Genomic DNA, 25,336 nt, shown 5'->3' with positions numbered 1-25,336 from the left:
ATGGTCGAGCCTTCCGGTTTCGGCGCGACACCGGGCGTAACGCGCCCGAAGACCGTTGTCATCGAACGCCTGCCGAAGCCTGCCACGCTTTACGGGCGGGCGTTATCCGGTGTGATCAAGCGCGGCCGTGCGACGCACTTGCCGCCGCTGCGGCTCGTGCGTCCGGCCGTCACGCTCGAACAGGCGGAGATCGATCGCTATATGCGTGTCTGCGGCTTCATTCCCGAGCAGGGTCTGCCTTTTACGTTTCCGCATCTGCTCGCATTCCCGCTGCATTTACTGATGCTCACCGACCCGGCCTTTCCATGGCCCGCGCTCGGCCTCGTGCATCTCGCGAACAGCGTGCATCTGCGCAAGCCGCTGTATTCGGGCGAGGTGCTGCGGGTCGAAGTCGAGTTTGGCGCGCTGTTACGGCACGAGAAAGGGCAGGCGTTCGTGATGCACTCCCGCCTCTATCGACGCGGCGAAGCGGTATGGGATGGCGACAGCGTCTATCTGAAGCGCGGTGTTGGGTCGAACGGGGCGGACGGTTCGATGCTCGCGCCGCTGGAAATCGATCGCGCCGCACTCCTCCGGCACGCGCGCTGGCAGTTGCCGCCGCAGCTCGGCCGCGACTATGCGAAGGCATCCGGCGATTACAACCCGATTCACCTGAGCGCGCTGTCCGCCCGCGTATTCGGCTTTCCGCGTGCGATCGCGCACGGCATGTGGACGCTGGCGCGAGCCGCGGCCGCATTGCAACCGCCGAAACGCCTCGCGGATGCGACGATCAGCGGTGAGTTCAAGCTGCCGATGTTGCTGCCATGTGATGCATCGCTGTGGATCGCTTCGCCGGCCTCCACCACGCGAGAACTCGAAGTGCGCGATATCGCCGGCGAGAAGCCGCATCTACGCGCACGACTTCAGTGGACGCTGCAATGAGCGCGTGCGCCCGCGCAAAAAGTGGAATCAACGCACCCCCGTTTTCGTTACTGCTTTTTCAGCGGCGATTGCGCATGATCTGCCGCGCTAGTTTGAACCAGTCGATAATCAGGGCATGACCCGAAGGAGCCGAGTATGTCTCACCCGCTTCCTGCCGTGCGGCGCGTCGCCATCATCGGCGGCAACCGGATTCCGTTTGCGCGGTCGAATACCGCGTACGCGACCGCATCGAACCAGGACATGCTGACTTTCACGCTGCAGGGCCTGATCGACCGCTTCAACCTGCACGGCGTGCGCCTCGGCGAAGTCGCCGCGGGCGCGGTCATCAAACATTCACGCGATTTCAACCTGACGCGCGAATCGGTGCTGTCCACCACACTCGCGAAGGAAACGCCCGCGTACGACGTGCAGCAGGCCTGCGGCACGGGTCTCGAAGCCGCGATCCTCGTCGCGAACAAGATCGCACTCGGGCAGATCGAAGCGGGCATTGCAGGCGGCGTCGATACGACCTCGGACGCGCCGATCGGCGTCAACGAACGGATGCGCAAGATCCTGCTCGAAGTGAATCGCGGCAAGACGACGGGCCAGCGCGTCAGCGCGCTGACGAAGCTGCGCCCACAGATGTTTTTCAAGCCGCTGTTGCCGCGAAATGGCGAACCGCGTACGGGCCTTTCAATGGGCGAACATTGCGAACTGATGGCAAAACGCTGGGCGATACCACGCGAAGCGCAGGATGCGCTCGCGTTCGACAGCCACAGCAAGTTGTCGGATGCGTACCGTCGCGGGTTTCTCAACGACCTGATGACGCCCTACCGCGGCCTCACGCGCGACAATAACCTGCGCGCCGATCTCACGCCCGAAAAACTCGCGGGCCTCAAGCCGGTGTTCGATCGCGATGCGGGCACGCTGACTGCTGGCAACTCGACGCCACTCACCGATGGCGCAGCGGCCGTGCTGCTCGCAAGCGAAGCGTGGGCGGCTGCGCGCAGTCTGCCCGTGCTCGCGTATCTGACGTGGTCGGAGACCGCTGCCGTCGACTTCTTCGACAGGAAGGAAGGTCTGCTGATGGCCCCCGCCTATGCGGTGCCGCGCATGCTTGCGCGCGCCGGGCTGACATTGCAGGACTTCGACTTCTACGAAATTCACGAGGCTTTTGCCGCACAGGTGCTCTGCACGCTCGCGGCGTGGCAGGATGACGAATATTGCCGCACGCAACTCGGCCTGGCCGGTCCGCTCGGTACAATCGATCGCGCCAGGCTGAATGTGAATGGCAGCTCCCTCGCGACCGGCCATCCTTTTGCGGCGACGGGCGGGCGCATCATTGCAGGACTCGCGAAGCTGCTCGCGCAGCTCGACAAACCTGCAGGCACCGCGCGTGGGCTGATCTCGATCTGCGCGGCAGGCGGCCAGGGCGTTGTTGCGATACTCGAGCGCTAGCGGGACCGATGTGAGCATTAAAATGCAAACCACAAAAATACAGTCAGCTTCAGGAGACAAGCGATGACCCAGACCACGCAAACGCCATCGACGGGCGCGACCCCTTCGCCGGACGCCGCGGCCGGAGCGGCACCCAACGTGTCTAACGTGTCGAAGGCGCCGCACACCGACGGCATCTGGTACGACTCATATCCGCCCGACGTGCCGCGCGAAATCGATGTCAACCAGTACGAATCGCTGGTGCAGTTTTTCGATGAATGCGTCGCTCAGTTTCGCGAGCGTGTGGCCTATGTGAGCGTTGGCGAAGACATGACGTATGGCGAACTCGCCCGCAAGGCGGCCGCGCTCGCCGCGTATCTGCAAGGCATCGGCGTGAAGCCCGGCGATCGTGTTGCGATCATGCTGCCGAACACGTTTCAATACCCGGTTTCGCTCTTTGGCGTGCTCAAGTCCGGTGCGGTCGTCGTCAATGTGAATCCGCTCTACACGGTGCGCGAGCTTGCGCATCAGTTGAAGGACAGCGGTGCGCAGACGATCATCGTGTTCGAGAACTTCGCGAAGGTCGTCGAAGAAGCGCTGCCCGGCACGAAGGTGCAGAACGTGATCGTGACCGGCCTTGGCGATCTGCTCGCCGATGGGCTGAATCTCAAGGGCCGCATGATCAATTTCATGCTGCGCCACGTGAAGAAAATGGTGCCGGCGTATCACCTGCCCAAAGCGGTGAAACTGCTCGATGCACTCGCGAACGGCTACACGCGCCCGCTCACGCCCGTGCATCCGACGCACAACGATATCGCCTTCCTGCAATACACGGGCGGCACGACGGGCGTCGCGAAAGGCGCGATGCTCACGCACCGCAACGTCATTGCAAACGTGCTGCAGGCGAAGGCGTGGTCCGCGGGCCAGTTGACGGGCGACGCCGAGACCGTGCTGACGCCCTTGCCGCTTTATCACATCTTCTCGCTCACGGTGAACGCGCTGATCTTCATGGGGCTCGGCGGCCGCAACATCCTGATTGCGAATCCGCGCGACGTGAAGCGCGTGATGATGATCATCCGCCACGAGAAGTTTACCGGCATCACGGCGGTGAATACGCTCTACAACGCATTCCTCGACAACGAGGAATTCAGAAAGCGCGATTTCTCAAACCTGAAGCTCGCGATGGCAGGCGGCATGGCGACACAGAAGGCCGTCGCCGATCGCTTCAAGGCGGTGACAGGTCAACCGATCATCGAAGGCTACGGGCTCACCGAGTGCTCGCCGATCGTCTCGATGAATCCTGTCGACCTGAAACACATGCAAGATTTCGAAGGCTCGATCGGCCTGCCTGCGCCCTCTACTCAGGTGCGCTTCAAGAAAGACGATGGCACGTGGGCCAACGTAGGTGAAGCGGGCGAACTGTGCGTGAAGGGTCCGCAGGTGATGAAGGGTTACTGGAACCGTCCGGACGAGACCGCGAAGGTGTTCGACGAAGACGGCTGGCTCGCCACTGGCGACATCGGTGTGATGGATTCGCGCGGTTTCATGCGGCTGATCGATCGCAAGAAGGACATGATTCTCGTGTCCGGCTTCAACGTGTATCCAAACGAAGTGGAAGACGTGATCGCGATGCATCCGGATGTGCGCGAAGTCGCGGCCATCGGCATTCCCGATGCCGCGCAGGGCGAACGCATCAAGGTGTTCATCGTGCCGCGCAATCGCTCGCTGACGCAGGAACAGATCATCGCGCATTGCCGCAAACAGCTGACGGGCTACAAGGTACCGAAGGTCGTCGAGTTCCGTGATGAACTGCCGCAAACCAACGTCGGCAAAATCCTGCGTCGCCAGTTGCGCGACGAGGAAATGGCAAAGCAGAAGCCGGAGTGAAGGCGCCGCGGTGGACAGCGCGCACCGGCCTTGATTCGGGAGAGCTTGATGAAGTATCCGATGCATCGAGAGACGCGCACTGCACCGCATGCCCGGTTCATCCGGCGACTGTTTCGCTTCGCTGCATGCGGGGTTTTGATGTACGCGGGGGTCGTGTCAGGCGTGGCGATCGCGCAGAGCGACACCCCGCCGCCCTCCGCCGCTGATTCAAAAGCGTTTTCGGTCTCGCCGGCGCAGGTCCGCAAGCTGTCGGTCGATCAGCAGGTGCGCTGGCTGCGCCGCGCGTCGCAAAGTGGCGCGCTGGAAAAGCTCGACGACGCCCAGTTGCTCGCGCTGTTCCAGTCGCTCGATTCGCTGACAGTGCCGCGTTACATTAAGGAAGGGCCAAACGGCTATCCGTCGTATGAGTTCACGATGGCGAGGCAGGAGCGCATCCGGGGCGTCTGGCCCGAACAGCCCGATCACATGCTGGTGCGTCTCACGCGTGAGCCGCTGCGGATCTACGCGAAATGGCTACCCGATGGCGCGCACGCGGGTCAGGAAATCATCTACGACGAATCGAAGCGCAGCGACGAAATGTACGGGCACCTTGGCGGCCTGCTGAATGTGATGCCGATGTGGACGTCGCTGAACGGGGCGTTTGTACACGCCCAGTCGAACCATCAGGTGCGCGATCTCGGCACCGAATTCATCGCGCTGCAGTTTCTGGCGGAAGGCCAGAAGTTTGCCGAAGCCGGCATTACGCGGCCCAACCAGATCGAAGTAAAAACCATCGGCGGCGTGCGCGTGGTCGCCTTCACCTACGAAGCGCCCAGCGGCCAGCCGACGTTCTACGCGAAGAAGGAAACGCTCGGGCTCGATCTGCGTCATCCGTGGTTCAGGAGCGTCGAGTCTTACGATAACGAAGGCCGGATCTTCGAGAAGATCGTCTTCGAAACCGTCACGCCGAAGACCTTCGACATACCGACGTTCGATCCGAAAAATCCGGGCTACAAATTCTAGACTTCACGTCGCGCGAGCGGATGCGCAGTCGATGATGAAGACCGGGTTTTCGGCTGGATCCATCCTGCTCGACCCGGCTCGTTGTAACTGCACGGCATCTATCCTGTGCGCCAAAAACTGCGTCAACACGAAATAGTCAGCGTGACGCGTCACGCCGATCAGCAACCCGCGCGTTCGCGCGAGATGTGGCGCGAGCGTGGTGTACCAGAGCGCACCGATATCGTCGCCCGTATCGAACGCGGGCATACCGATGTGTGCCGCGTGATCAGCCAGCGCGCGGCCCTGTGCGAGCGTTGAATCGAACACCGCGATTGCGCCTGGCGTCCGGGTCGCATGCGCGATAGCGGGCGTCACGCAGCCCGCTGCGGTGAGCAACGCACTGCGCGTCATGAACGCACGTCGGTCCATCGTCAGCTCCCTCCATTCGAAGCGCTTACGCGCGCTCGTCGTACTCCATGCGCACGCTCACGTATAACCCCGCTTTCCACGCCACGCTCGCGGCCAGATGCCCTGCTTGCCCGGCGACAGAATGCCACCGGGATCGAGCGCATCCTTGATCGTTTCCGAAAGGCGCAGCATCGCGCCGTCGTTGAAGCTGTACTGCGCCGCGGCAAAATCCATGTACGCCAGATGCGCGCGATATTCGCCATAGCCCGCTGCCCGTGCATCGCTCATCAACGCGCGCAGGAGATCCCCCGCCACTTCCGACTGCTGCGCGTCGTTGCGATCGAAAATCGCCGCGAAGATGTGATGCAGGTGACGCGTGCCCGCCGTAAAACCGCCGTAGTAGTCGAAGCCATACTCTGCCGCGCGTGCCTTCACCATCGTGTATTGACGTATCGCGTCGCGGCCGGTCGCCGGGCACACCGGCGAAAAATCCACATGCGCGCCCGCGCCGCCGCGCCAGTCGAGCATGCGAAACGCGCTCATCGCCGGAATGCCGGCAAGATTGCGATCGCCCCCACCGGTGGGTTGCGCATCGCCCGCATAACGCGCCGCCGACAGCACCGCGCCCGGCACGCGCGCAAACGCGCGATGCACACTGGCGTACTGCGCGTCGATGATGTCCTGCGAGCCGTACAACGCAAAATGCAGGTTCCAGCGGCCGATGTGAAGGCGGTCGATCATCGCCACAACGGCGCTCTCCGGCATCGGTCCAGCGCCGTCGTAATACTGCGCGCGCGGCGCGAGGCTCGCCGCGCGCCGGATCGCGCCTTCGATCACCGCGTGATTGCGGATCGTGTCGTCGAGCCGCAATGGCCGCAACGTTTCGACGATCGTCTCCAGATCGCTCTCGTTGCGAAACTGGAATTCGCCGAGCAGATACGAAGGCGGCGCCGGCATCAGCCACACGCCCATCTTCGTGACGATGCCGTAGTTCGACTGCATGAACATCGCGTCGAACGATGGCCCGTAGCCGGGCTTGTACAACTGCCATGAAGTACCGATCTCGATACCGCCCATGCCGGTGCGCACCACGTCGCCGTTTGCGAGCACGACTTCCATTCCGCATTGCGTCGCAGCGTGATCGCCATATGACGTGTAGCCGAAACCGCGCTCCAGTGTATTGCCGATCACGCTGCCCCAGCCCGCTGCCGGCGGATCGACCCACAGCCGGTAGCCGTTGTTGCGCAGATACGTGTGCAGATCGAAATAGCTGACGCCGGGTTCGACGAGCGCATACGCGAGCGATTCGTCGACATGAATGACGCGGTTCATCCGCTGCAGATCGAGCACGACGGCACCGGCAAGACGTGGCGCCGCGCCGCCGTACGCGAAGTTGCGCCCGGTCGAAACGGTCCACAGCGGAATGCGATACTGGTTGGCGACGCGCAGCACGGCGCGGATTTCGTCGACGGAAGCCGGCAGCAACGCCGCCGATGCAGCGAAATCAAACGCCGGCCCCAGCGCAAACGGATCGCGATACGGCGCGAGACCCGTCGATGACGACACGACATTCGGCGCACCGACGATCGCCGCCCACGCAGCGAGCGCGCGATCGAAGTTCGCTTCGGAAACACCCGGCGGCAATACGCGGCTCAAGTCGCCCTCCTCGACGCGACCGGCGACCGTCGACCGTCATCGACGCCGGCCATCTACATCGTCAGTGGCCGGGGCGATCGCCTGCGCGAGTGGGACGTCTTGCGCTAATGTCGCCGGCCACCACCCGACATGCCGCCGAATTGCCGCATGCCGCCCATTCCGTGAGACCCACCGCCGGTGCCGCGAAAGCCGCCACGCATGCCCATCCCATTCGACGGATGACTGAAATGGACGTGGTCCATGTGATGGAAGTGATGAAAATGATCGACGAAGATAAACGACGCTCCGACGCCGATCGTCACCGGCGGCCCCCAGTACCACGGGTCGTAATACGGATAATACGGATAGTACGGATACGCCGGGACGGGGTAAATGGCCGTCTCACTGCTATCCGTGCCCTGCACGATCTGCCAGGTGCCATCCGGCTGCCGGCAAGCCCGCCCCATGATCTGCTGCATCGCGCCATCGATTTCCGCTTCGCCAACGACCGTGCGGCACGTCAGCGCCGGATCGTTCAGCGGATCCTCCGCCATTGATTGCGACGCCACCGGCGTCGTGCACGCAATGCAGGTGCCAAGCACCGTTCCGAGTCCAATGATGTTGCGCATGATTCCGCCCTGCCTCGACGGCCCGCAATGCCGTCCTTGCCGATCCCCGCGTGGTCCTCTGCCTTCGTCTGTTCTGTCCTGTTCTGTACCGTGTCCTGCTGGTGCGATGTCGGGCTGGCGTTCGTCCTGCTGTCGCTGCTGCCAACGCCACCATCACCGCTATTGCCACGACTCCGGACGCCCGCCGAGTTCACTGCATACGTCGATCGCGATCGTGCGCAGCTTGCCTTCCGAGATCGGACCAGAAAGTGCGTAGCCCATTTCGTCGCTCACCCAGTAGAAGGTACGACGATTCCCATCCCGGAACAGGCGAAACGCCGTTTCGCCCTTCGGCGTGGCGGTGACGTAAAGCGTCAGCCGCGCGCCGGTGTGATTCTCGTACATGAACTGCGCTGCCGGCCCCGCTTCACCCGGCAACAGCCGGCCACCGACGAGCGTGTAGCCATACTCCTGCAGCGACGGCACCGACAGCGAACGGTTCAACCGCTTCGAGAGCCACGCGATCAGATGCTCTTCTTCGGCCGCCGCCACTTCCACAGGATGTCGACGCTCCGGCGTGTACACGGCGTAGGCGATATCGGCGCGCTGCGCAAAAGCCGGCTCGCCGCCCCCGCCACCGATAAGGCGCGGCGCCATGGGTGCGAGCGTGAGCGCGAGGCCTGCGCCCACCGCCAGCCAACACGCCGCGATGCCCGCCTGACGCCACCACGGCGTGCGCGCGCGCAGCACGACGACATGAGGCTCGCTATGCGCCGCCGACGCGCCCAGCGCCTTCAACGCGGCCTTCTGCGCCCGGTAGCCGGCAATGCGGCTGGCCGCCTCCGGATCCTGAGCAAGCCGCTCCAGTAGCGCGGCGCGTTCGCCTTCCGGCAACTCGTCGTCGACGAGCGCGGACAGCGCGCGCGGATCCAGCCCGGTCGCGGGATCGTGCACGTGGTCGTGTTGTTCGTCGTTTGTCATCACGAGCCTCTCACTACTTTCAACGGCGCGGATCTGCGCGCCGGGCCTTCCGTGAGGAGGGCCCGCATGTGTTCACGCGCGCGGGACAGCCGCGACATCACTGTACCGATCGGCACCCCGAGTGCCATCGATGTTTCCTGATACGACAATTCCTCGATACACACCAGTAGCAATACCTCGCGTTGCTCGACCGGCAGGTAATACAGCGCCCGCTGAACATCTCGCAGAACGAGCCCGTCGACCTCGCCATGCGGCGCCTCCAGATTGCGCCAGGGCGCGCTTTCGTCGTCGACGGCAATCTCGCGGCGCACCCGCAACTGGTCGATGTACAGATGCCGCAGGATCGTCAGCAGCCACGCGCGCAGGTTCGTGTCCGGACGAAACGCCGTCCAGCGAGCAAGCGCGCGCTCCGCGGTGTCCTGCACCAGATCGTCCGCCCACGCGACATCGCCCGTCAGCGCGCGCGCATAGCGGCGCAACTGCGGGAGCCACGAAATCACATCCGCTTCGAAGCTCGCCCGGCGGGCGTTCAGGCGCAACACGGGCGTCAGTAACCGCCGCCGGTGCCGCTACCGCCGCTGTTGGTCGTGCTGCTGCCCGAGGCGGCCATGTCGCCACACGCCGCCGTCAGCGACGACAGCGCGAGCACCAGGATCGTGAGTGCAGTGGAAAGAATGCGAGGCATGTTCATCTGTCGTCTCCTGCTGGCGCGGACCGGGCGGCACGCGCGACGCCCCACTCGAGGTGCGGTCTTCGCGTGCGCCGGAGGGTTCGCCCGGGTTGGGGTCGGGTTGAATCGAACGGGTTCGGTCTGTTCTGGTCTCTTCGTGCTGGTCAGACTGGCGGCGCCGGACCTCCCGACGCACACCATGCAGACTTAACGTTCCCCGCGCTGCTTTTATTCCGATATCCGCGCGCCCCGCTGCGTTGAACCGCGCGGCGTGCGGCGAACCGAACGGCGGGACCGAACGGCGGGACCGCACCGCGCGCGGATTGCGATAAATCGTAACTACACGTTACACAATACTTTAAGGGATGCTTCCGGGCCCGCAAGCCGTTATAGTGGGCGTGAGGCCGCCCGCACAACGCGTTTGTATCCGGTTACAGGGTAGAATCGCGGCGAGTAGCCATTCTTATAACTGACCGCGGCGCATCGCTGCCCGCCTCCGAATCGCCCATGCCTTCCGCAGAATCGCATCCGCAAAACGACTTCATGAACGCAGCGCGCAAAGAAAGAAAGCGCGTTGAAATTTATCTCGTCAATGGTATCCGCCTGACGGGGTGCATCGAGTCGTTCGATCAGTATCTGGTGATGCTGCGCACGCCCGTTGGCCTGCAGGGCATCTACAAACGCGCCATCTCGACAATCCAGCTCGACACCGGCACCCGTCCGGCGCCGCGCGCGGGCCGTCCTTCACACGGCGAACACACCACGCGCGGCCCGCACGGTTCGCGCGACCATCGTGAACCGCGCGAGCCGAGAGAACCCCGCGAGCCGCGTGGCGCTTATGGTCCGGGTTCGTCATCTTCTCCGGATTCAGGTGCGACGGGTTCGTCGAGCTCGACTGGCTCATCGGGCTCATCGGCCGGGACAGATCGACCGGCATCGGACGGCCCCGTTGTGGTGACGCGCCGCCGGCGCCTCTTCGGCACCGGCAACGGTGACGGAAACAACAATAACGGCAACGAGTAACCTGCCCAGGCGGCCGGTCTTCGTCTGAAACGACAGGCCGGCGCCTACCGGAGGCGATTGTCGAGTCGCTGCAGGATCGCTTCAATACGCTTCAGGATCGCTTCGACACGCTGCCCCTGCTGCGGCGTCAATTCAAACCTGCACTTCACCGCGAGCACGCGGCGCTGCCAGTAGTCGGGGCTCAGCGTTCGATCGACCGGTTGTCGCGTCGCCCACTCCAGATGCGCCAGTTCCGCCTCCACCACATGCGAGGCGTGAACGCGTTGCGCCGGCCCGTTCGTCTTCATGTCCATGTCAGAGTCGCCCTGTCCGTGTGTCCACGCGAATGACACCAGCTTGTGCCATCACCGTGACACACCGAAGACGAGCGATGCGGCGCGATTTTTCAGCTTCCGCTGAAAGCCTTCGATCATCCAGGGCACGCACTGCGAAGCTGGCCGTACGGCCAGCTGCTCGCATCGCATGCCTTTGCGCTATGCTGGCCGTTCCACCTCTTCGAGCGGAGCACTACCATGTCGAAACCCAAACCCGGCGCACCGGAACCGGTCGATCCGTCAGACGCCCGTCTCGACGAGGCGCTCGATGAAACCTTCCCCGCCAGTGACCCAATCGCCGTGCATTCCGAAGAGGACAAAGTGCAAGTGCCCAAGGCCACCGGAAGGAAGCCAGACTGAGGTCGCCGCGCCACTAGCGCGCTGATTGTTGCGCACGAATTCCGGGACGATTTTCCTCGAGACGGCCGGCCAGCTCCCAGCAGAAGGAACGACACCATGCCCACCGGCACTGCCCGCTTCCTGCGTCCACGCGATGGCCAGGAAGCGCGCGTCACCTACGTCGAACTGTTCTTCGACCTGATCTACGCATTCGCGGTCACGCAGCTGTCGCACCGGCTCGTCCACGACCTGAGCGCGTTCGGCGCATTGCAGACGCTCATTCTCTGGTTCGCGGTCTGGCTCGGCTGGCAGTACACGTGCTGGGTCACCAACTGGTTCGATCCTGAACGCATCCAGGTGCGGCTGCTGCTGTTTGCAGTGATGCTGGTCGGCATGGTGATGGCGGCGAGCCTGCCGCTCGCGTGGGGCGAGCGCGGGCTCGTGTTCGCGATCAGCTACGTGACGATTCAGGTGGGCCGCAGTGTCGTCGTGCTGCGTTTTCTCGGCGGCCGGCACGCGTTGACGGCGAACTTCCGGCGCATCTGCGGGTGGCTCGTGATCTCAGGCGTCGCGTGGATTGCCGGCGGTCTGCTCGACGGCCCTGCGCGCTTCGCGTGCTGGGGTGTCGCGGTGCTCTGCGAATATCTGTCACCGATGTTCGGCTTTCCACTGCCCGGTCTCGGCCGTTCGGGTGCCGCGGACTGGCGTTCGGCTGAAGGCGGTCATATCGCGGAACGCTGCCAGGGGTTCGTGATTCTCGCGCTGGGCGAATCGGTGCTGGTAACGGGCGGTACGCTATCGGACATCGAGGCGTGGGGCGCGCCGGCGATCATCGCGTTTCTGGTGTGCTTTCTCGGCAGCGTCGCGATGTGGTGGGTGTATTTCGACTCCAGCAGCAGCGCGGGCAGCCGCGCGATCGGGAAGTCCGACGAGCCCGGCCTGATGGCCGCGTATTTCCACTACGTGCATGTCATTCTGATCGCTGGGATCATCGTCTCCGCAGCCGCCGACGATCTCGTGATCCTGCATCCCGACCAGCGCATCGTATGGGCGACGGCGTGGCTGCTCATCGGCGGACCGGCAATCTATATCGTGGGCAACGGGCTGTACAAGCGGATCGTGTACGGCTGGTTTCCGCTGTCGCACTGGGTCGGGCTTGCCCTCCTCGCGATCGTTACGCCATTCGCGTTCCATACCGATCTGCTGATGACGGGCGGCCTCACAACCGCGGTCATGATCGTCGTTGCCGTGTGGGAAAGCGTGTCGCGGCGCAGTCTGGCGCGAGCGCAGACGGTGGGCGCGGAATAGCGCGTTGTACGCCCCGAACTCAGGCAGAGGGATGGCGCCAGGGGCGTTCTTGCGGTCCGCGCTCGCGCACCGGCCGCTTCGCGAGAATGAACAAACTGGAGACGGGGCTCCTCGACTCACGAAACCAGGCGAAACGAGAACGACCCGCGCCATACCCGCTCACGAGCGCAGCAGGCCCCGTACGGCGAACCGGGACGGGGCAAGCTCGGTGCCTGAACCACGCTGAGCCATACCCGCGGGGGAAATCCGCGGCAGGACCCCTACGCGTTTAGCGCGAAAGCGGCAGACCGGTTTCCAGCTGACGCTGCAGGTCGCGCACCTGACGCTGCGCCGAGCGCAACTGTTCCTGTGCGGCAAGCTTTTGCGTCTGCAGCGCGGCGGCTTCGTCGCGATTCTGCTTCTGCTGGTCGGCGACGATGGCCTGTTGCTGGCGTGCAACGGTCAGGTCAGCCAGCAGGCGGTTCGCGCGGTCCTGTGACAGCGCAACCATGCGTTCCGTGAACGCCTTCTGCGCGTCGAGTCGCGTGCGACGGATCTCGACATCGGAAAGCTGTATGGTCTGACGGGCAAAGTCGCGATAGATCGCCTCAGCGCGGCCTTCATCCGACGTCTTGATCACGCGCCAGAAGTTCTTCTGCTGGAACAAGGCGACGTACCATGTCATCTCCTTGCCGTAGAAGAGCAGGCTCGCGCCATAGCTGCCGTTGTAGGTCGTGCGCAGTTCGCTGAGTTCAGATCCGTGGATCATCTGTTGCAGTTCGGCGACATTGCCTGTCGCGGACTGCTTCGCCTCGTCGGCGGTCAGCACGACGGGTTGCACGGGCGCTGCTGAGAGTGCGGAATTCGCCGTGGGATCCGCGGCTAGCGGTGCGGCAGTTTCGGCTGCGACTGCGACGTTTGCGCTGTTATCCGGACTCGTCTGCGCGCAAACACCCTGCATCCCCCCGAGTACTACCAGCCCTGCCAGCCCTGCCAGTTTCAACTGGTGAACTTTTGACTTATGGTCCATATGTTTTTTTGCTCGAACATTTGTTTTAGTCATCCGTCTCATTATTACTCACTTTCGCGCGTTTCGGGTTCTTCATCAAAAATTTGGTACCTGCGTATCTTTTCTCACAACACTTTCCGGCTGATGCCGAGGTGCCGTGCAGTGTCCTGGCGGCGCCAGCCGTTCGTCTCCAGCGCGACAATCACGCGCGCCCGGTCATCTCTCACCTGCTGCGACCGACGATCGCTTCCGCCGCGCCACGACCCACGCACCGATCGAAAGCGCTTCGCGCAGCCCCCGCGTCAACGCCACGTTTTCATACCCGTTGACTGCCGCATTGCTGACGACGGGAAAGTGGCGTGCCTGATCGCTGATTAGAGGTTCCACTATAAAACGGCGCACGCGCTTTCACGTATTCTGCCCGGACCCCTTTCAAGGCATGGCGTAGCCTGACACTCACCACGGCGCCGCGCGACTTTCGGTCGCGACGATTTTCAACAAGGAGGAAGACAATGACTCACCTGACGCATCTGACCCGGCGCGCCCGCACGATGGCGCTGAAGTCGGCGAAACACGTTGCCGTAGCCGGCGTATTGATGGCGAGCGCCGTCGTTGCGATGGCCCAGAGCGCAACGGCCGTCGGCACATGGCAAACCATCGACGACCACACCGGTCAACCGAAAGCCCTCGTGCAGATCGTCCCTGACAGCAACGGTAACCTCATGGGCAAGATCATCAAGGGCCTGAACCCGAACGACAATCCGGACCGTCGCTGCACGGCCTGCACGGACGAGCGCAAGGATCAGCCGATGCTCGGCATGACGATCATCAACGACATGAAAAGAGATGGCGACGGCTGGGACGGCGGACACATCCTCGATCCGGAGAACGGCAAGCTGTACAAGTGCAAGATGCACCTGGAAGACGGCGGCCAGAAACTGGTGGTGCGCGGCTATATCGGCGTGTCGCTGCTCGGACGTTCACAAACGTGGATTCGCCAGCAATAAGCGCAGCGTAGTGCGGTAGCAATCCAGATTTCACGCGCAAAAAAAAGCGGCCGACGATGATGTTCGTCGGCCGCTTTTTTCTGGTTTAACGCAGTCGGGTTTCGTCATGCGGCGTGCTTGTAAGGCAGCTTGTATGGAGGAACCTGCGGAGGGATTTGCGAAGCGCCTTGCGATGCAGCTCCATGGAACGGTTGTGCGTGCGGCATGCCCGAAGAAGCGTGCTGCGCGAAACCGGACCCGAGACGTGCCGCCTTCTGCTCCGGATTGGCATGCACACGCATGCGGGCCTGCATCATGGCGCAGAGATCTTCCGCGGCTGCGCCATACAACTGTTCCATCAGGCGCTTGAGCACGCCCGATTCATGCCACACCTTGAAACGGCGATGGCACGTCTGGTACGACGGATAGCGACGCGGCATCGCCGACCACGTCGCGCCGCTGTAGATAACCCACAGCACGCCATTGAGCACGGAGCGTGTGTTGGCCAGGGGACGTCCACGCAGTTCAGAGCGTGGACGCAGTTCGGGCAGCATCGGAGCGATGCGATGCCATTCTTCGTCGTTAATATCGCGGTAAGGTGTCACGGGCTTCTCCTTTATCAGAACCGTAAGGAGAAGATATAGAGACAGCCGGCACGCGAAAATCAGAAGAATCTGAATCTCGAAAATGGCTTCAGAGACGTCCGTGCGGAATGCGCTGGACGTGCATCATCCACGCACGCCAGTGGCAACGCCGTGCTTACGTCAGCGACGTATCGACGATGCGTCGCGGCGAATCGAGATATTCCTTCGACTGCATTTCGACGATCCGTGACACCGTGCGCGTGAACTCGTTTGCCATTGGACCATCAACGTACAGTTGTTCCGGCGGCACCGCGGCCGACATCAGCAGCTTGACCTTGTGGTCGTAGAACACGTCGATAAGCCACGTGAAGCGGCGCGCTTCCGATTGCATGCGCGGCGTCATCTGCGGCACGCCCGAAAGAATCACCGCGTGAAAGCGGCTCGCCAGTTCAAGGTAATCGTTCTGCGAGCGCGGGCCGCCGCACAGCGTCGCGAAGTCGAACCACACGACGCCGTCCGCCCGACGCAGCGCCTTGAGCTCGCGCTTCTCGATATGCAGCAGCGGGCTTTCGTCGGGCACCGCGGCGAGACGCGAGAACGCATCGCGCAACGCCTTGTCGGAGGCTGCGCCGAGCGGCGTGTGATACACCTCGACCTGCGCCAGCGTGCGCTGCCGGTAGTCGATGCCGGCGTCGACATTGATCACGTCGAGCTTCGACTTGATCAACTCGATCGCCGGCAGCATGCGGTCGCGATGCAAGCCGTCGGGATACAGCGTGTCCGGATCGTAGTTGGACGTCATCACAAACTGCACACCGTTCTCGAACAGCTTGTCGAGCAGTCGATACAGGATCATCGCGTCCGCAATATCGGACACGTGGAATTCGTCGAAGCAGATGAGCCGGTAACGTTTCGCGACCCGTCGCGCGAGTTCGTCGAGCGGATCGGCCTGCCCTTTCAGTTCTTCGAGTTCGCGATGCACTTCGCGCATGAACTCGTGGAAGTGCAGACGCGTCTTGCGCTGCACCGGTACGATCATGAAGAAGCTGTCCATCAGGAAGCTCTTGCCGCGCCCGACGCCGCCCCACATGTACACGCCGCGCGGCAGATCCGGATGGATGATCAGCTTCTTGAACGCGTTCGAGCGACGTGACTTGTACGCGACCCATTCTTCATAGCACCGCTGCAGACGGTCGACCGCCGCGCGTTGCGCAGGGTCCGATTGATAACCCCGTGTCTGCAGTTCTTTTTCGTAGTATTCGGTGACGTTCATGGTGTTGCTGCAAAAAAAGAAAGGCGGGAGGGAGTGAACCCGCCCGCCTTCGTTGTGTGATGCCGGTGCGGTCAACTGACCGTATGCATTACATGTTCAGCGCGCGTTTATCGACAGCCAGCGCAGCTTCACGCATTACTTCGGACAGCGACGGGTGCGGATGGCAGATCCGGCCGATGTCTTCCGACGCCGCCTTGAACTCCATCGCCACCACGGCTTCCGCGATCAGGTCCGATGCGTTTGCCGAGATGATGTGCACGCCGAGCAGCTCGTCGGTCTTCGCGTCGGCGATCATCTTGACGAAGCCATCCGCCTTGTTGATGCCGAGCGCGCGGCCGTTCGCCATAAACGGGAACTGGCCCGTCCTGACTTCGCGGCCTTCGGCCTTCAGCTGCTGTTCCGTCTTGCCGACCCACGCGATTTCCGGTTCGGTGTAGATCACCCACGGAATGCAGTTGTAGTCGATATGCGGCTTCTGGCCGTCGATGATTTCGGCAACCAGTACGCCTTCGTCTTCCGCCTTGTGCGCGAGCATCGGGCCACGCACCACGTCACCGATCGCGTACACGTTCGGCACTGCCGTCGCGCAGTGGTCGTCGACGTCGATGAAGCCGCGCTCATTCGCCTTCAGGCCGATCGCTTCGAGGCCGAGGTTGTCCGTGTTCGGCACGCGGCCGATCGACACGATCAGGCGGTCAGTGTCGATCTTCTGCGCGTTGCCGTCCTTGTCCGTGTAAGCGATCGAGACGTTCTTGTCAGTTGTCTTCACTTCGCCGACCGTCACGCCGACGTGAATATCCAGACCCTGCTTCTTGAACTGCTTCGCGGCTTCTTTCGCGAGGGCCTGGTCAGCGGCGCCGAGAAATTCCGGCAGCGCTTCGAGCACCGTCACGTCAGCGCCGAGACGGCGCCACACCGAGCCAAGTTCCAGGCCGACCACGCCTGCGCCGATCACGGCGAGCTTCTTCGGCACGGAGTCGAACGTCAGCGCGCCTTCATTGTCGGCGACGATCTTGTTGTCGACCGGCACGTTCGGCAGATGGCGCGCCTTCGAACCCGTCGCGATGATCACGTTCTTCGCGGTGACGACTTCGGTTTCGCCTTCGCCGCTGACTTCGATCTGCACGCCGGCGCCCGTCTTGCCGGTGAATTTGCCGTGGCCCTTGAGCCACGTGATCTTGTTCTTGCGGAACAGGAATTCGATGCCCTTCGTCATCTTCTCGACGATGCTTTCCTTGCGCGACAGCATCTTCGTGATATCGAGCTTCACATCCGACACGTTGATGCCGTGATCGGCGAGGTGATGCTGCGCGTTTTCGAATTCTTCCGACGAAGCCAGCAACGCCTTCGACGGAATACAACCCACGTTCAGGCACGTGCCGCCGAGCTTCAGCGTACCGGCCGGGTTCTTCCATTTTTCGATGCAGGCGACCGACTTGCCGAGCTGCGCGGCGCGGATCGCTGCGATATAGCCGCCGGGACCGGCACCGATCACGACGACATCAAATTCTTTGGACATGACAATCCTTTTGTGACGAAGCGATGCGCGGCCATGTTTCATGGCGCACATCGCTCCGGTTCAAGCTGATGCTTTCAGACGTACTGCTTATATGACGACGAATACGCAGAACTACAGCGCTGAATTACAGGTCGAGCAGCAGGCGCGCCGGGTCTTCCAGCGCATCCTTCATTGCGACCAGCGACAGCACCGCTTCGCGACCGTCGATGATCCGGTGGTCGTACGACAGCGCCAGGTAATTCATCGGGCGGATCACGATCTGGCCGTTTTCGACCACCGCGCGTTCCTTCGTGGCGTGCACGCCGAGAATCGCCGATTGCGGCGGGTTGATGATCGGCGTCGACAGCATCGAGCCGAACACACCGCCGTTCGAGATCGAGAACGTACCGCCCGTCATTTCTTCGATCGACAGCTTGCCGTCCTTGGCCTTCTGGCCGAATTCAGCAATCTTCTTCTCGATGTCGGCGAGGCTCAGCTGATCCGCATTGCGCAGGATCGGCACCACCAGACCGCGCGGCGAACCGACGGCGATACCGATGTCGAAGTAGCCGTGATAGACGATGTCGTTACCGTCGATCGATGCGTTCACGAGCGGGAATTTCTTCAGCGCGTGAACAGCCGCCTTCACGAAGAACGACATGAAGCCGAGCTTCACGCCATGTTCCTTTTCGAACCTGTCCTTGTACTTGTTGCGCAGATCCATCACCGGCGCCATGTTCACTTCGTTGAACGTCGTGAGGATGGCGTTGGTTTGCTGCGATTCCAGCAGACGCTCGGCGATACGGGCGCGCAGACGCGACATCGGAACGCGTTGTTCCGGACGGTCCTTCAGCCACTGGTCGGCCGATGCCGGTGCCTTCACGTCCGGCAGCGACGGCTTCGCAGCCTTCGGTGCGGCGGCCGGTGCCGGCGCCGCCTTCGGAGCCGGCGCGGCCGATGTGGCCTGACCCGCGGTCAGTACGTCGCCCTTCGTGATGCGGCCATCGCGGCCCGAGCCGGCGACGTCGCCCGACGACAGGTTCTTTTCTGCCATCAGCTTGCTGGCAGCCGGCGATGCCGCCGTATTCGCACCCGTTGCGGATGCAGCTTGAGCCGGTGCTGCAGCGGCGGGTGCCGGAGCGGCGGCCGGTGCAGGCTTCACTTCTGCTTCGACAGCAGCAGCGCCTGCCTTACCTTCAGTGTCGATCTTTGCGATGACCTGATCGGCGGTCACGGTGTCGCCATCGTTAGCGATGACTTGCGCGAGCACGCCTGCCGACGGTGCCGGAACTTCCAGCACGACCTTGTCGGTTTCAATTTCGATGAGGATTTCGTCCTGCGCGACAGCTTCGCCCGGCTTCTTCTTCCACTGCAACATCGTGGCTTCCGAGACGGACTCGGAGAGCTGGGGAACCTTGACTTCTACAATAGCCATTGTGATTTTTTCCTGAATACGTATCGGGTTCAGTGAACCCAGTGCGAACCGTCTGCAAACCGTGTATGCGCCATGAAAAACCGTCAAACGCGGCGCGGGAGAACGCAGTGCGTTCTCCCGGTTCGGTTCATGTGGTTATTTAGCGATCGACGCGCTCTTCAGACGGCCGAATGCACCTTCCACCAGCGCCTTCTGCTGCTCGTAGTGCTTCGCGTAGTAGCCGACTGCCGGCGAAGCCGAAGCAGGACGGCCGCTGTACGCCAGCTTCTGCCCTTCCTTCATGCCTTCCTTCAGATGGTGCTCGATGTAGAACCACGGGCCCTGATTCTGCGGCTCGTCCTGCACCCAGACCACTTCAGTCGCGTTGTCGTACTTCTTCATTTCCGATTCGAACTGCTTGTGCGCGAACGGATACAGCTGTTCGATACGGATGATCGCGACATCATTCGACTTCGATTCGCGGCGATGCGCGACGAGGTCGTAATACACGCGGCCGGAGCACGCCACGACGCGCTTGACCTTCTTCGCGTCGATGTCGTCGCTCACTTCGCCGATGATCGGCTGGAACGCGCCCTTCGCCAGTTCGGACAGGTCCGACACGGCTTCCTTGTGGCGCAGCAGCGACTTCGGCGTAGCGACGATCAGCGGCTTCCTGAACAACCGGATCATCTGGCGACGCAACAGGTGGAAAATCTGCGCCGGCGTGGTCGGCTGGACGACCTGCATGTTGTGATCAGCACACAGTTGCAGGAAACGCTCGATACGTGCCGACGAGTGCTCCGGACCCTGACCTTCGTAGCCATGCGGCAGCAGCATCGTGAGGCCCGACACGCGGCCCCACTTCACTTCGCCCGACGAGATGAACTGGTCGATCACGACCTGCGCACCGTTGACGAAGTCGCCGAACTGCGCTTCCCACGCGACGAACGTGTTCGGCTCAGCGGTCGAGTAGCCGTATTCGAAGCCGAGGACGGCTTCTTCGGACAGCACCGAGTCGATCACCGTGAACTTCGCCTGACCTTCGGCGATGTTCTGCAGCGGCACGTACGTGCCGTCGTTCCAGCGTTCGCGGTTCTGGTCGTGCAGCACCGCGTGACGGTGCGTGAACGTGCCACGGCCCGAATCCTGACCGGTCAGGCGCACTGCATAGCCCGATGCGACCAGCGATGCGAATGCCAGATGTTCGCCCATGCCCCAGTCGAGCTTCGCGTCGCCACGGCCCATCGCGCGACGGTCGTTGATGACGCGCTCGACGAGCGGATGAACCTTGAAGTTTTCCGGGATCGTCGTGATGCGTTCCGCGAGGCGCTTCAGTTCGGCGAGCGGCACAGCCGTATCGGCAGCATCAGTCCACTTGCGGTTCAGGAACGGCACCCAGTCGACCGCATACTTGCTCTTGTAGTTCGAGAGCACCGGATCGATCGTGTGATGACCTTCGTCCATCGCCTGACGGTACGCCTTGACGAAGTTGTCTGCGTCTTCGGCGGTGATCACGCGTTGCTGCACCAGCTTTTCAGCGTACAGCGCGCGCGTGCCCGGGTGCTTCGCAATCGTCTTGTACATCAGCGGCTGCGTGACAGCCGGTGTGTCCTGCTCGTTGTGGCCGAGTTTGCGGAAGCAGATGATGTCGATCACGACATCCTTGTGGAACTGCATCCGGTAGTCGATGGCGAGTTGCGTCGCCAGCACGACCGCTTCCGGATCATCGCCGTTCACGTGCAGCACCGGCGCTTCGATCATCTTGACGACGTCGGAGCAGTACAGCGTCGAACGCGCATCGCGCGGGTCGGACGTCGTGAAGCCGATCTGGTTGTTGATGACGATGTGCAGCGTGCCGTGCGTGCCGTAACCGCGCGTCTGCGCGAGGTTCAGCGTTTCCATCACGACGCCCTGGCCTGCGAAGGCCGCGTCGCCGTGGATCTGCACCGGCAGAACCTGCAGGCCGTTGTCGTCGCCGCGACGGTCCATCCGCGCCTTCGCCGAACCTTCGACCACCGGGTTCACGATCTCGAGGTGCGACGGGTTGAATGCGAGCGACAGGTGAACCGGGCCGCCTTCCGTCGACACGTCCGACGAAAAGCCCTTGTGGTACTTCACGTCGCCAGCCGGCAGATCGTCGACGTGCTTGCCTTCGAATTCAGCGAAGAGGTCAGCCGGCATCTTGCCGAGCGTGTTGACCAGCACGTTCAGACGGCCGCGGTGGGCCATGCCGATGACGATTTCCTGCACGCCGTTCGCGCCTGCGTGACGCACCACTTCGTCCATCGATGCGATGAAACTCTCGCCGCCTTCCAGCGAGAAACGCTTCTGGCCGACGTACTTGGTGTGCAGGAAGCGCTCGAGGCCTTCGGCTGCCGTCAGACGGTTCAGGATGTGCTTTTTCTTGTCGACGGAGAAGTTCGGCGTCGAACGGATCGACTCGAGCTTTTCCTTCCACCAGCGCTTCTGTTCCGGGTCGCTCAGGTACATGTACTCGGCGCCGATCGTGCCGCAGTACGTATCGCGCAGCGCCTTGATGATGTCGCGCAGCGATGCCTGTTCGTAACCGAAGTACAGATTGTTCGCGTTGAACGTCTGGTCCATGTCGGCTTCAGTGAAGTCGTAGAACGCAGGTTCAAGCTCAGGAATATTGGGACGCTCGCGACGCTTCAGCGGATCGAGGTTGGCCCATTGCGAGCCGAGAAAGCGATATGCGCCGATCAGCGACTGCACAAAGACCTGCTTGCGCGCAGTGGTGAGATCTTCGCCGCCTGTGGCGGTGCGCGGAATGAAGGCGTTCGCCTTCGCCCGCTGGGCGAATGACTCGACGATCGGGCCATGGGCCACGTCGTTCACGTTGCTGCCGTCCGATGCCGGAACGTTTTGCAACGCGTCGAAATACTCACGCCAGGTCTCGGGCACTGACGCCGGATTATCGAGATACGCCTCGTACTGCTCTTCTACATACGGAGCGTTGCCGCCGAACAGATAAGAGTTCAGCTGGAATTGCTTCATCATTTTTACGCTCACCTTTCTTCGAGTTTCTCGAGAAATAGCGGGTTACTCAACCTTCCGCGACACGGCCTGACCGTTTGGCGGATTGCGCGAATCAAGTCTTGCTTGGAAGGACCTTAACTTGCATCCCGAAAAGGATAGCACAGAACGCATACTCTACATAGCTGGCACGGTGGGCTGAAGTCTTGTCAGAACGGGGGTTTGCTGCATCTGCGCGCCCATTTTCGGCGTCTTTCGACGCACCCGGCAGCCCGCCCCGAGACGTGAAACGCACTCGCCACGCTGGCGCCAGAAAACGACAAAAGCCACCCGAAGGTGGCTTTTGTCTGACATCAGCACGCGTATTGACGCGAATCGTGTTCAGTCCACTGCGCCCTTACGGCTGGCGCTGCGGCGCTCATGTTCCTTCAGGTAGCGCTTGCGCAGACGGATGGATTGCGGCGTGACTTCGACCAGTTCGTCGTCATCGATGAATTCGACCGCGTATTCCAGCGACATCTGGATCGGCGGCACGAGGCGCACCGCTTCGTCCGTACCCGACGAACGCACGTTCGTCAGCTGCTTGCCCTTGATCGGATTCACGACGAGGTCGTTGTCGCGGCTGTGAATACCGATGATCATGCCCTCGTACAGCGGCTCGCCCGGCGACACGAACATGCGGCCGCGGTCCTGCAGCTTCCACAGGGCGTATGCGACGGCAGCGCCGTCGTCCTGCGAAATCAGCACGCCGTTACGACGCTCACCGACGCCGCCTTCCTTGACCGGCTGGTAGGAGTCGAACGTGTGGCTCATCAGGCCCGTGCCACGCGTCAGCGTCAGGAATTCCGACTGGAAGCCGATCAGGCCACGCGCCGAAATCCGGTACTCGAGACGCGTACGGCCACGGCCGTCCGACGTCATGTCGAGCATTTCGCCCTTGCGGCGACCCAGTTCTTCCATCACGCCACCCTGATTCGCGTCTTCCATGTCGACGGTCAGGTTTTCGTACGGCTCGTGCTTCACGCCGTCGACTTCCGTCATCACCACGCGCGGACGCGACACGGCGAGTTCGTAGCCTTCACGACGCATGTTTTCAACCAGAATCGTCAGGTGCAGCTCGCCGCGACCCATCACTTCGAACGTGGTTTCGTCGCCAGTTTCATTCACGCGCAGCGCCACGTTGTGGTTCAGTTCCTTGAACAGGCGGTCGCGGATCTGACGGCTCGTCACGAACTTGCCTTCACGGCCCGCCAGCGGCGACGAATTCACGAGGAAGTTCATCGTGAGCGTCGGTTCGTCGACGGTAATCATCGGCAGCGCTTCCGGCACGTCCGGGGCGCAGATGGTCACGCCGATGCCGATTTCCTCGATGCCGTTGATCAGCACGATGTCGCCGGCTTCAGCCGATTCCACCTGCACGCGCTCCAGGCCCTTGAACGACAGAACCTGATTGATCTTGCGGTTGAGGATCGCGCCGTCCGGACCTGTACGCACGGCGACAGCCATGCCCGGCTTGATCGTGCCGCGGGTGATGCGGCCAACGCCGATACGACCAACATACGTCGAATAGTCGAGCGACGTGATCTGCAGCTGCAGCGGACCATTCGGATCCGCCGGGCGAACCGGCACGTGTTCGAGAATCGCCTCGAACAGCGGGCGCATGTTGCCTTCGCGCACGCTCGGATCGAGGTCCGCGTAGCCATTCAGGCCCGAAGCGTAGACGATCGGGAAGTCGAGCTGTTCTTCGCTCGCGCCGAGCTTGTCGAACAGGTCGAACGTCTGGTTGATCACCCAGTCGATACGCGCGCCCGGACGGTCGATCTTGTTGATGACGACGATCGGCTTCAGGCCGAGCGCCAGTGCTTTTTTCGTCACGAAGCGCGTTTGCGGCATCGGACCTTCGACGGCGTCGACGAGCAGCAGCACTGAGTCGACCATCGACAGCACGCGCTCCACTTCACCGCCGAAGTCGGCGTGGCCCGGGGTGTCGACGATGTTGATGTGCGTGCCTTCGTACTCGACCGCGCAATTCTTCGCAAGAATTGTGATGCCGCGTTCTTTTTCGATGTCGTTCGAATCCATGACGCGCTCGGCAACCTGCTGGTTTTCGCGGAACGTGCCGGACTGACGAAGGAGCTGGTCGACGAGCGTGGTCTTGCCGTGGTCGACGTGGGCAATGATGGCGATATTACGAAGGGCGCGGGTCATAGGAACCTGGAGACAGTTGAGTGCGCCAGATCGCTTCTTGAAACTGCCAACAAGCCCAAAGCGCACTTTTGGGAACCTGAAATTATAGCACGCGAACGTTAAGCTTTCTGACCTGTAGCGTTGTATCGCCCGCCCGGAAGCATCACAACCGGCGTTTTAGCGCTCATTGGATACTTCAATGCGGCCTCGAAATCGCGATAACGCCCCGCCTGACCTGCCCGCAGCGGCCGTCCCACCGCTGCGGGAGGGCATCAATTCGATTATGGTCCTTGCCAAGAAAAGTTCCTTGCCTAAGCTGTAATAACGCTTGCCGCGTCAACTAACCGCACCTATAATCCTGCCTGGTCAATCATTGCTGTCGCAGAGAATCATGACTGATCCGAATCCGGCGTTACCGCCCGAAATCAGCGAATACCAGTTCGGCGAAAGCGTCGGCTACCTGCTCTCGCGCGTGAAATCGACAATGTCGAACATGATCACGCAGCGCACGTTAGCCGAACTCGGTATTACGAGCACCCAGTGCAGCATCCTGTTCATGGTCGCAAGCGGCAAGTGTCTGCTCGCCGCCGAACTGGCCCGTGAATACGGCATCGACGCGAGCGCTGTTACCCGTCTGGTCGACCGTCTGGAGAAACGCGGCCTGCTCACGCGAGTGCGTAGCAACGAGGATCGCCGCGTCGTGCGTCTCGCCCTCACGCCTGAAGGCCAGGCGATGGCAGCCCGCATGCCCGCCATTTTCGGCGGCACGCTAGACAAACTGCTGGCCGGCTTCACCCCTGAGGAAGTGGGCTTTCTCAAGAGCATGCTTCGCCGTGCGCTCGCCAACAGCGGCGACGCAACGTGGTTATCGCGCGATACAGCGACCCCGGCGACAACCCCGCCCGAGACCCGATAATTAGT

The 25,336-nt window shown here is 62.2% G+C and carries 23 protein-coding genes and 1 pseudogene; 9 read left to right on the top strand and 15 right to left on the bottom strand.

Annotated features, from left to right (window positions below; all coding sequences use genetic code 11):
- The 4 genes from P3T16_RS10620 to P3T16_RS10605 all read left to right on the top strand — a co-directional run bounded on the left by P3T16_RS10620 (position 1) and on the right by P3T16_RS10605 (position 5,226).
- Complete coding sequence (locus P3T16_RS10620; protein ID WP_429342220.1) at positions 1-921, top strand: MaoC family dehydratase; 921 nt, start codon at positions 1-3, stop codon at positions 919-921.
- Positions 922-1,056: 135 nt separating this feature from the next.
- Positions 1,057-2,358 (top strand): acetyl-CoA C-acetyltransferase, encoded by a 1,302-nt coding sequence (locus P3T16_RS10615; RefSeq protein WP_429342219.1) that lies wholly within the window; start codon positions 1,057-1,059, stop codon positions 2,356-2,358.
- Positions 2,359-2,421: 63 nt separating this feature from the next.
- Positions 2,422-4,224 (top strand): AMP-binding protein, encoded by a 1,803-nt coding sequence (locus P3T16_RS10610; protein ID WP_429342218.1) that lies wholly within the window; start codon positions 2,422-2,424, stop codon positions 4,222-4,224.
- Between the two features lie 48 nt (positions 4,225-4,272).
- Positions 4,273-5,226, top strand: coding sequence for a DUF1571 domain-containing protein (locus P3T16_RS10605; RefSeq protein ID WP_429342217.1), 954 nt, complete (start codon positions 4,273-4,275; stop codon positions 5,224-5,226).
- 3 nt (positions 5,227-5,229) lie between these two features.
- Here the strand turns inward: P3T16_RS10605 and P3T16_RS10600 are convergent, their stop codons facing one another.
- The 6 genes from P3T16_RS10600 to P3T16_RS10575 all read right to left on the bottom strand — a co-directional run bounded on the left by P3T16_RS10600 (position 5,230) and on the right by P3T16_RS10575 (position 9,528).
- Positions 5,230-5,634: a hypothetical protein gene (locus tag P3T16_RS10600; protein WP_429342216.1), complete on the bottom strand. Its 405-nt coding sequence runs from the start codon at positions 5,632-5,634 to the stop codon at positions 5,230-5,232.
- Positions 5,635-5,691: 57 nt separating this feature from the next.
- Complete coding sequence (locus tag P3T16_RS10595; protein ID WP_429342215.1) at positions 5,692-7,269, bottom strand: FAD-binding protein; 1,578 nt, start codon at positions 7,267-7,269, stop codon at positions 5,692-5,694.
- 104 nt (positions 7,270-7,373) lie between these two features.
- Entirely contained in the window at positions 7,374-7,877 is a 504-nt protein-coding gene (locus P3T16_RS10590) for a hypothetical protein (protein ID WP_429342214.1), read from the bottom strand.
- A gap of 159 nt (positions 7,878-8,036) precedes the next feature.
- Positions 8,037-8,837, bottom strand: a complete 801-nt coding sequence (locus P3T16_RS10585) for an anti-sigma factor family protein (RefSeq protein ID WP_429342213.1) — start codon at positions 8,835-8,837, stop codon at positions 8,037-8,039.
- Positions 8,837-9,370 (bottom strand): sigma-70 family RNA polymerase sigma factor, encoded by a 534-nt coding sequence (locus P3T16_RS10580; protein ID WP_429342286.1) that lies wholly within the window; start codon positions 9,368-9,370, stop codon positions 8,837-8,839. Before P3T16_RS10580 ends, P3T16_RS10585 begins: the two co-directional genes overlap by 1 nt.
- Positions 9,371-9,384: 14 nt before the next feature.
- On the bottom strand, positions 9,385-9,528 hold the full coding sequence (locus P3T16_RS10575; RefSeq protein WP_429256991.1) for a hypothetical protein: 144 nt from the start codon (positions 9,526-9,528) through the stop codon (positions 9,385-9,387).
- A gap of 486 nt (positions 9,529-10,014) precedes the next feature.
- Here P3T16_RS10575 and hfq point away from each other — a divergent pair, with 486 nt between their 5' ends.
- On the top strand, positions 10,015-10,530 hold the full coding sequence (gene hfq, locus P3T16_RS10570; RefSeq protein ID WP_429342212.1) for an RNA chaperone Hfq: 516 nt from the start codon (positions 10,015-10,017) through the stop codon (positions 10,528-10,530).
- Between the two features lie 44 nt (positions 10,531-10,574).
- On the opposite strand, the gene P3T16_RS10565 is transcribed toward hfq, so the two are convergent.
- The gene (locus P3T16_RS10565; RefSeq protein ID WP_429342211.1) at positions 10,575-10,823 is read right to left on the bottom strand and encodes a hypothetical protein; all 249 of its coding nucleotides are present in this window, start codon (positions 10,821-10,823) and stop codon (positions 10,575-10,577) included.
- A gap of 219 nt (positions 10,824-11,042) precedes the next feature.
- On the opposite strand from P3T16_RS10565, the gene P3T16_RS10560 reads away from it, so the two are divergent.
- On the top strand, positions 11,043-11,204 hold the full coding sequence (locus P3T16_RS10560) for a hypothetical protein (RefSeq protein WP_429342210.1): 162 nt from the start codon (positions 11,043-11,045) through the stop codon (positions 11,202-11,204).
- A 96-nt stretch (positions 11,205-11,300) separates the two neighbouring features.
- The gene (locus P3T16_RS10555; RefSeq protein ID WP_429342209.1) at positions 11,301-12,491 is read left to right on the top strand and encodes a low temperature requirement protein A; all 1,191 of its coding nucleotides are present in this window, start codon (positions 11,301-11,303) and stop codon (positions 12,489-12,491) included.
- A gap of 268 nt (positions 12,492-12,759) precedes the next feature.
- On the opposite strand, the gene P3T16_RS10550 is transcribed toward P3T16_RS10555, so the two are convergent.
- Both P3T16_RS10550 and P3T16_RS10545 read right to left on the bottom strand, forming a co-directional pair.
- A complete protein-coding gene (locus tag P3T16_RS10550) occupies positions 12,760-13,500 on the bottom strand; it encodes a DUF2968 domain-containing protein (RefSeq protein WP_429342208.1) in 741 nt (246 codons plus the stop codon).
- A 104-nt stretch (positions 13,501-13,604) separates the two neighbouring features.
- Positions 13,605-13,694: pseudogene (locus P3T16_RS10545) on the bottom strand (helix-turn-helix domain-containing protein); the annotation flags it as partial.
- A 336-nt stretch (positions 13,695-14,030) separates the two neighbouring features.
- Here P3T16_RS10545 and P3T16_RS10540 point away from each other — a divergent pair.
- Positions 14,031-14,486, top strand: coding sequence for a DUF2147 domain-containing protein (locus P3T16_RS10540; protein ID WP_429342285.1), 456 nt, complete (start codon positions 14,031-14,033; stop codon positions 14,484-14,486).
- Between the two features lie 104 nt (positions 14,487-14,590).
- Here the strand turns inward: P3T16_RS10540 and P3T16_RS10535 are convergent, their stop codons facing one another.
- The 6 genes from P3T16_RS10535 to typA all read right to left on the bottom strand — a co-directional run bounded on the left by P3T16_RS10535 (position 14,591) and on the right by typA (position 24,436).
- Positions 14,591-15,070 (bottom strand): transposase, encoded by a 480-nt coding sequence (locus tag P3T16_RS10535; RefSeq protein WP_429342207.1) that lies wholly within the window; start codon positions 15,068-15,070, stop codon positions 14,591-14,593.
- A 154-nt stretch (positions 15,071-15,224) separates the two neighbouring features.
- Complete coding sequence (zapE, locus tag P3T16_RS10530; protein WP_429256998.1) at positions 15,225-16,322, bottom strand: cell division protein ZapE; 1,098 nt, start codon at positions 16,320-16,322, stop codon at positions 15,225-15,227.
- An 88-nt stretch (positions 16,323-16,410) separates the two neighbouring features.
- Entirely contained in the window at positions 16,411-17,841 is a 1,431-nt protein-coding gene (gene lpdA / locus P3T16_RS10525; RefSeq protein ID WP_429342206.1) for a dihydrolipoyl dehydrogenase, read from the bottom strand.
- 124 nt (positions 17,842-17,965) lie between these two features.
- Positions 17,966-19,255: a 2-oxoglutarate dehydrogenase complex dihydrolipoyllysine-residue succinyltransferase gene (gene odhB / locus P3T16_RS10520; protein ID WP_429342205.1), complete on the bottom strand. Its 1,290-nt coding sequence runs from the start codon at positions 19,253-19,255 to the stop codon at positions 17,966-17,968.
- 135 nt (positions 19,256-19,390) lie between these two features.
- On the bottom strand, positions 19,391-22,252 hold the full coding sequence (locus P3T16_RS10515) for a 2-oxoglutarate dehydrogenase E1 component (RefSeq protein WP_429342204.1): 2,862 nt from the start codon (positions 22,250-22,252) through the stop codon (positions 19,391-19,393).
- Between the two features lie 357 nt (positions 22,253-22,609).
- Positions 22,610-24,436, bottom strand: a complete 1,827-nt coding sequence (gene typA / locus P3T16_RS10510) for a translational GTPase TypA (RefSeq protein WP_429257002.1) — start codon at positions 24,434-24,436, stop codon at positions 22,610-22,612.
- A gap of 370 nt (positions 24,437-24,806) precedes the next feature.
- Between typA and P3T16_RS10505 the strand changes: the two genes are divergently transcribed.
- A complete protein-coding gene (locus P3T16_RS10505; RefSeq protein ID WP_429257003.1) occupies positions 24,807-25,331 on the top strand; it encodes a MarR family winged helix-turn-helix transcriptional regulator in 525 nt (174 codons plus the stop codon).
- Positions 25,332-25,336: the final 5 nt, after the last annotated feature.

It is taken from the genome of Paraburkholderia sp. GAS42 (assembly GCF_050436565.1).
In the GTDB taxonomy this organism is placed as follows: Bacteria; Pseudomonadota; Gammaproteobacteria; order Burkholderiales; family Burkholderiaceae; genus Paraburkholderia.
The sequence above is the reverse complement of the archived record's forward strand: the minus strand, read 5'-3'. Positions and strand labels throughout refer to the sequence as shown.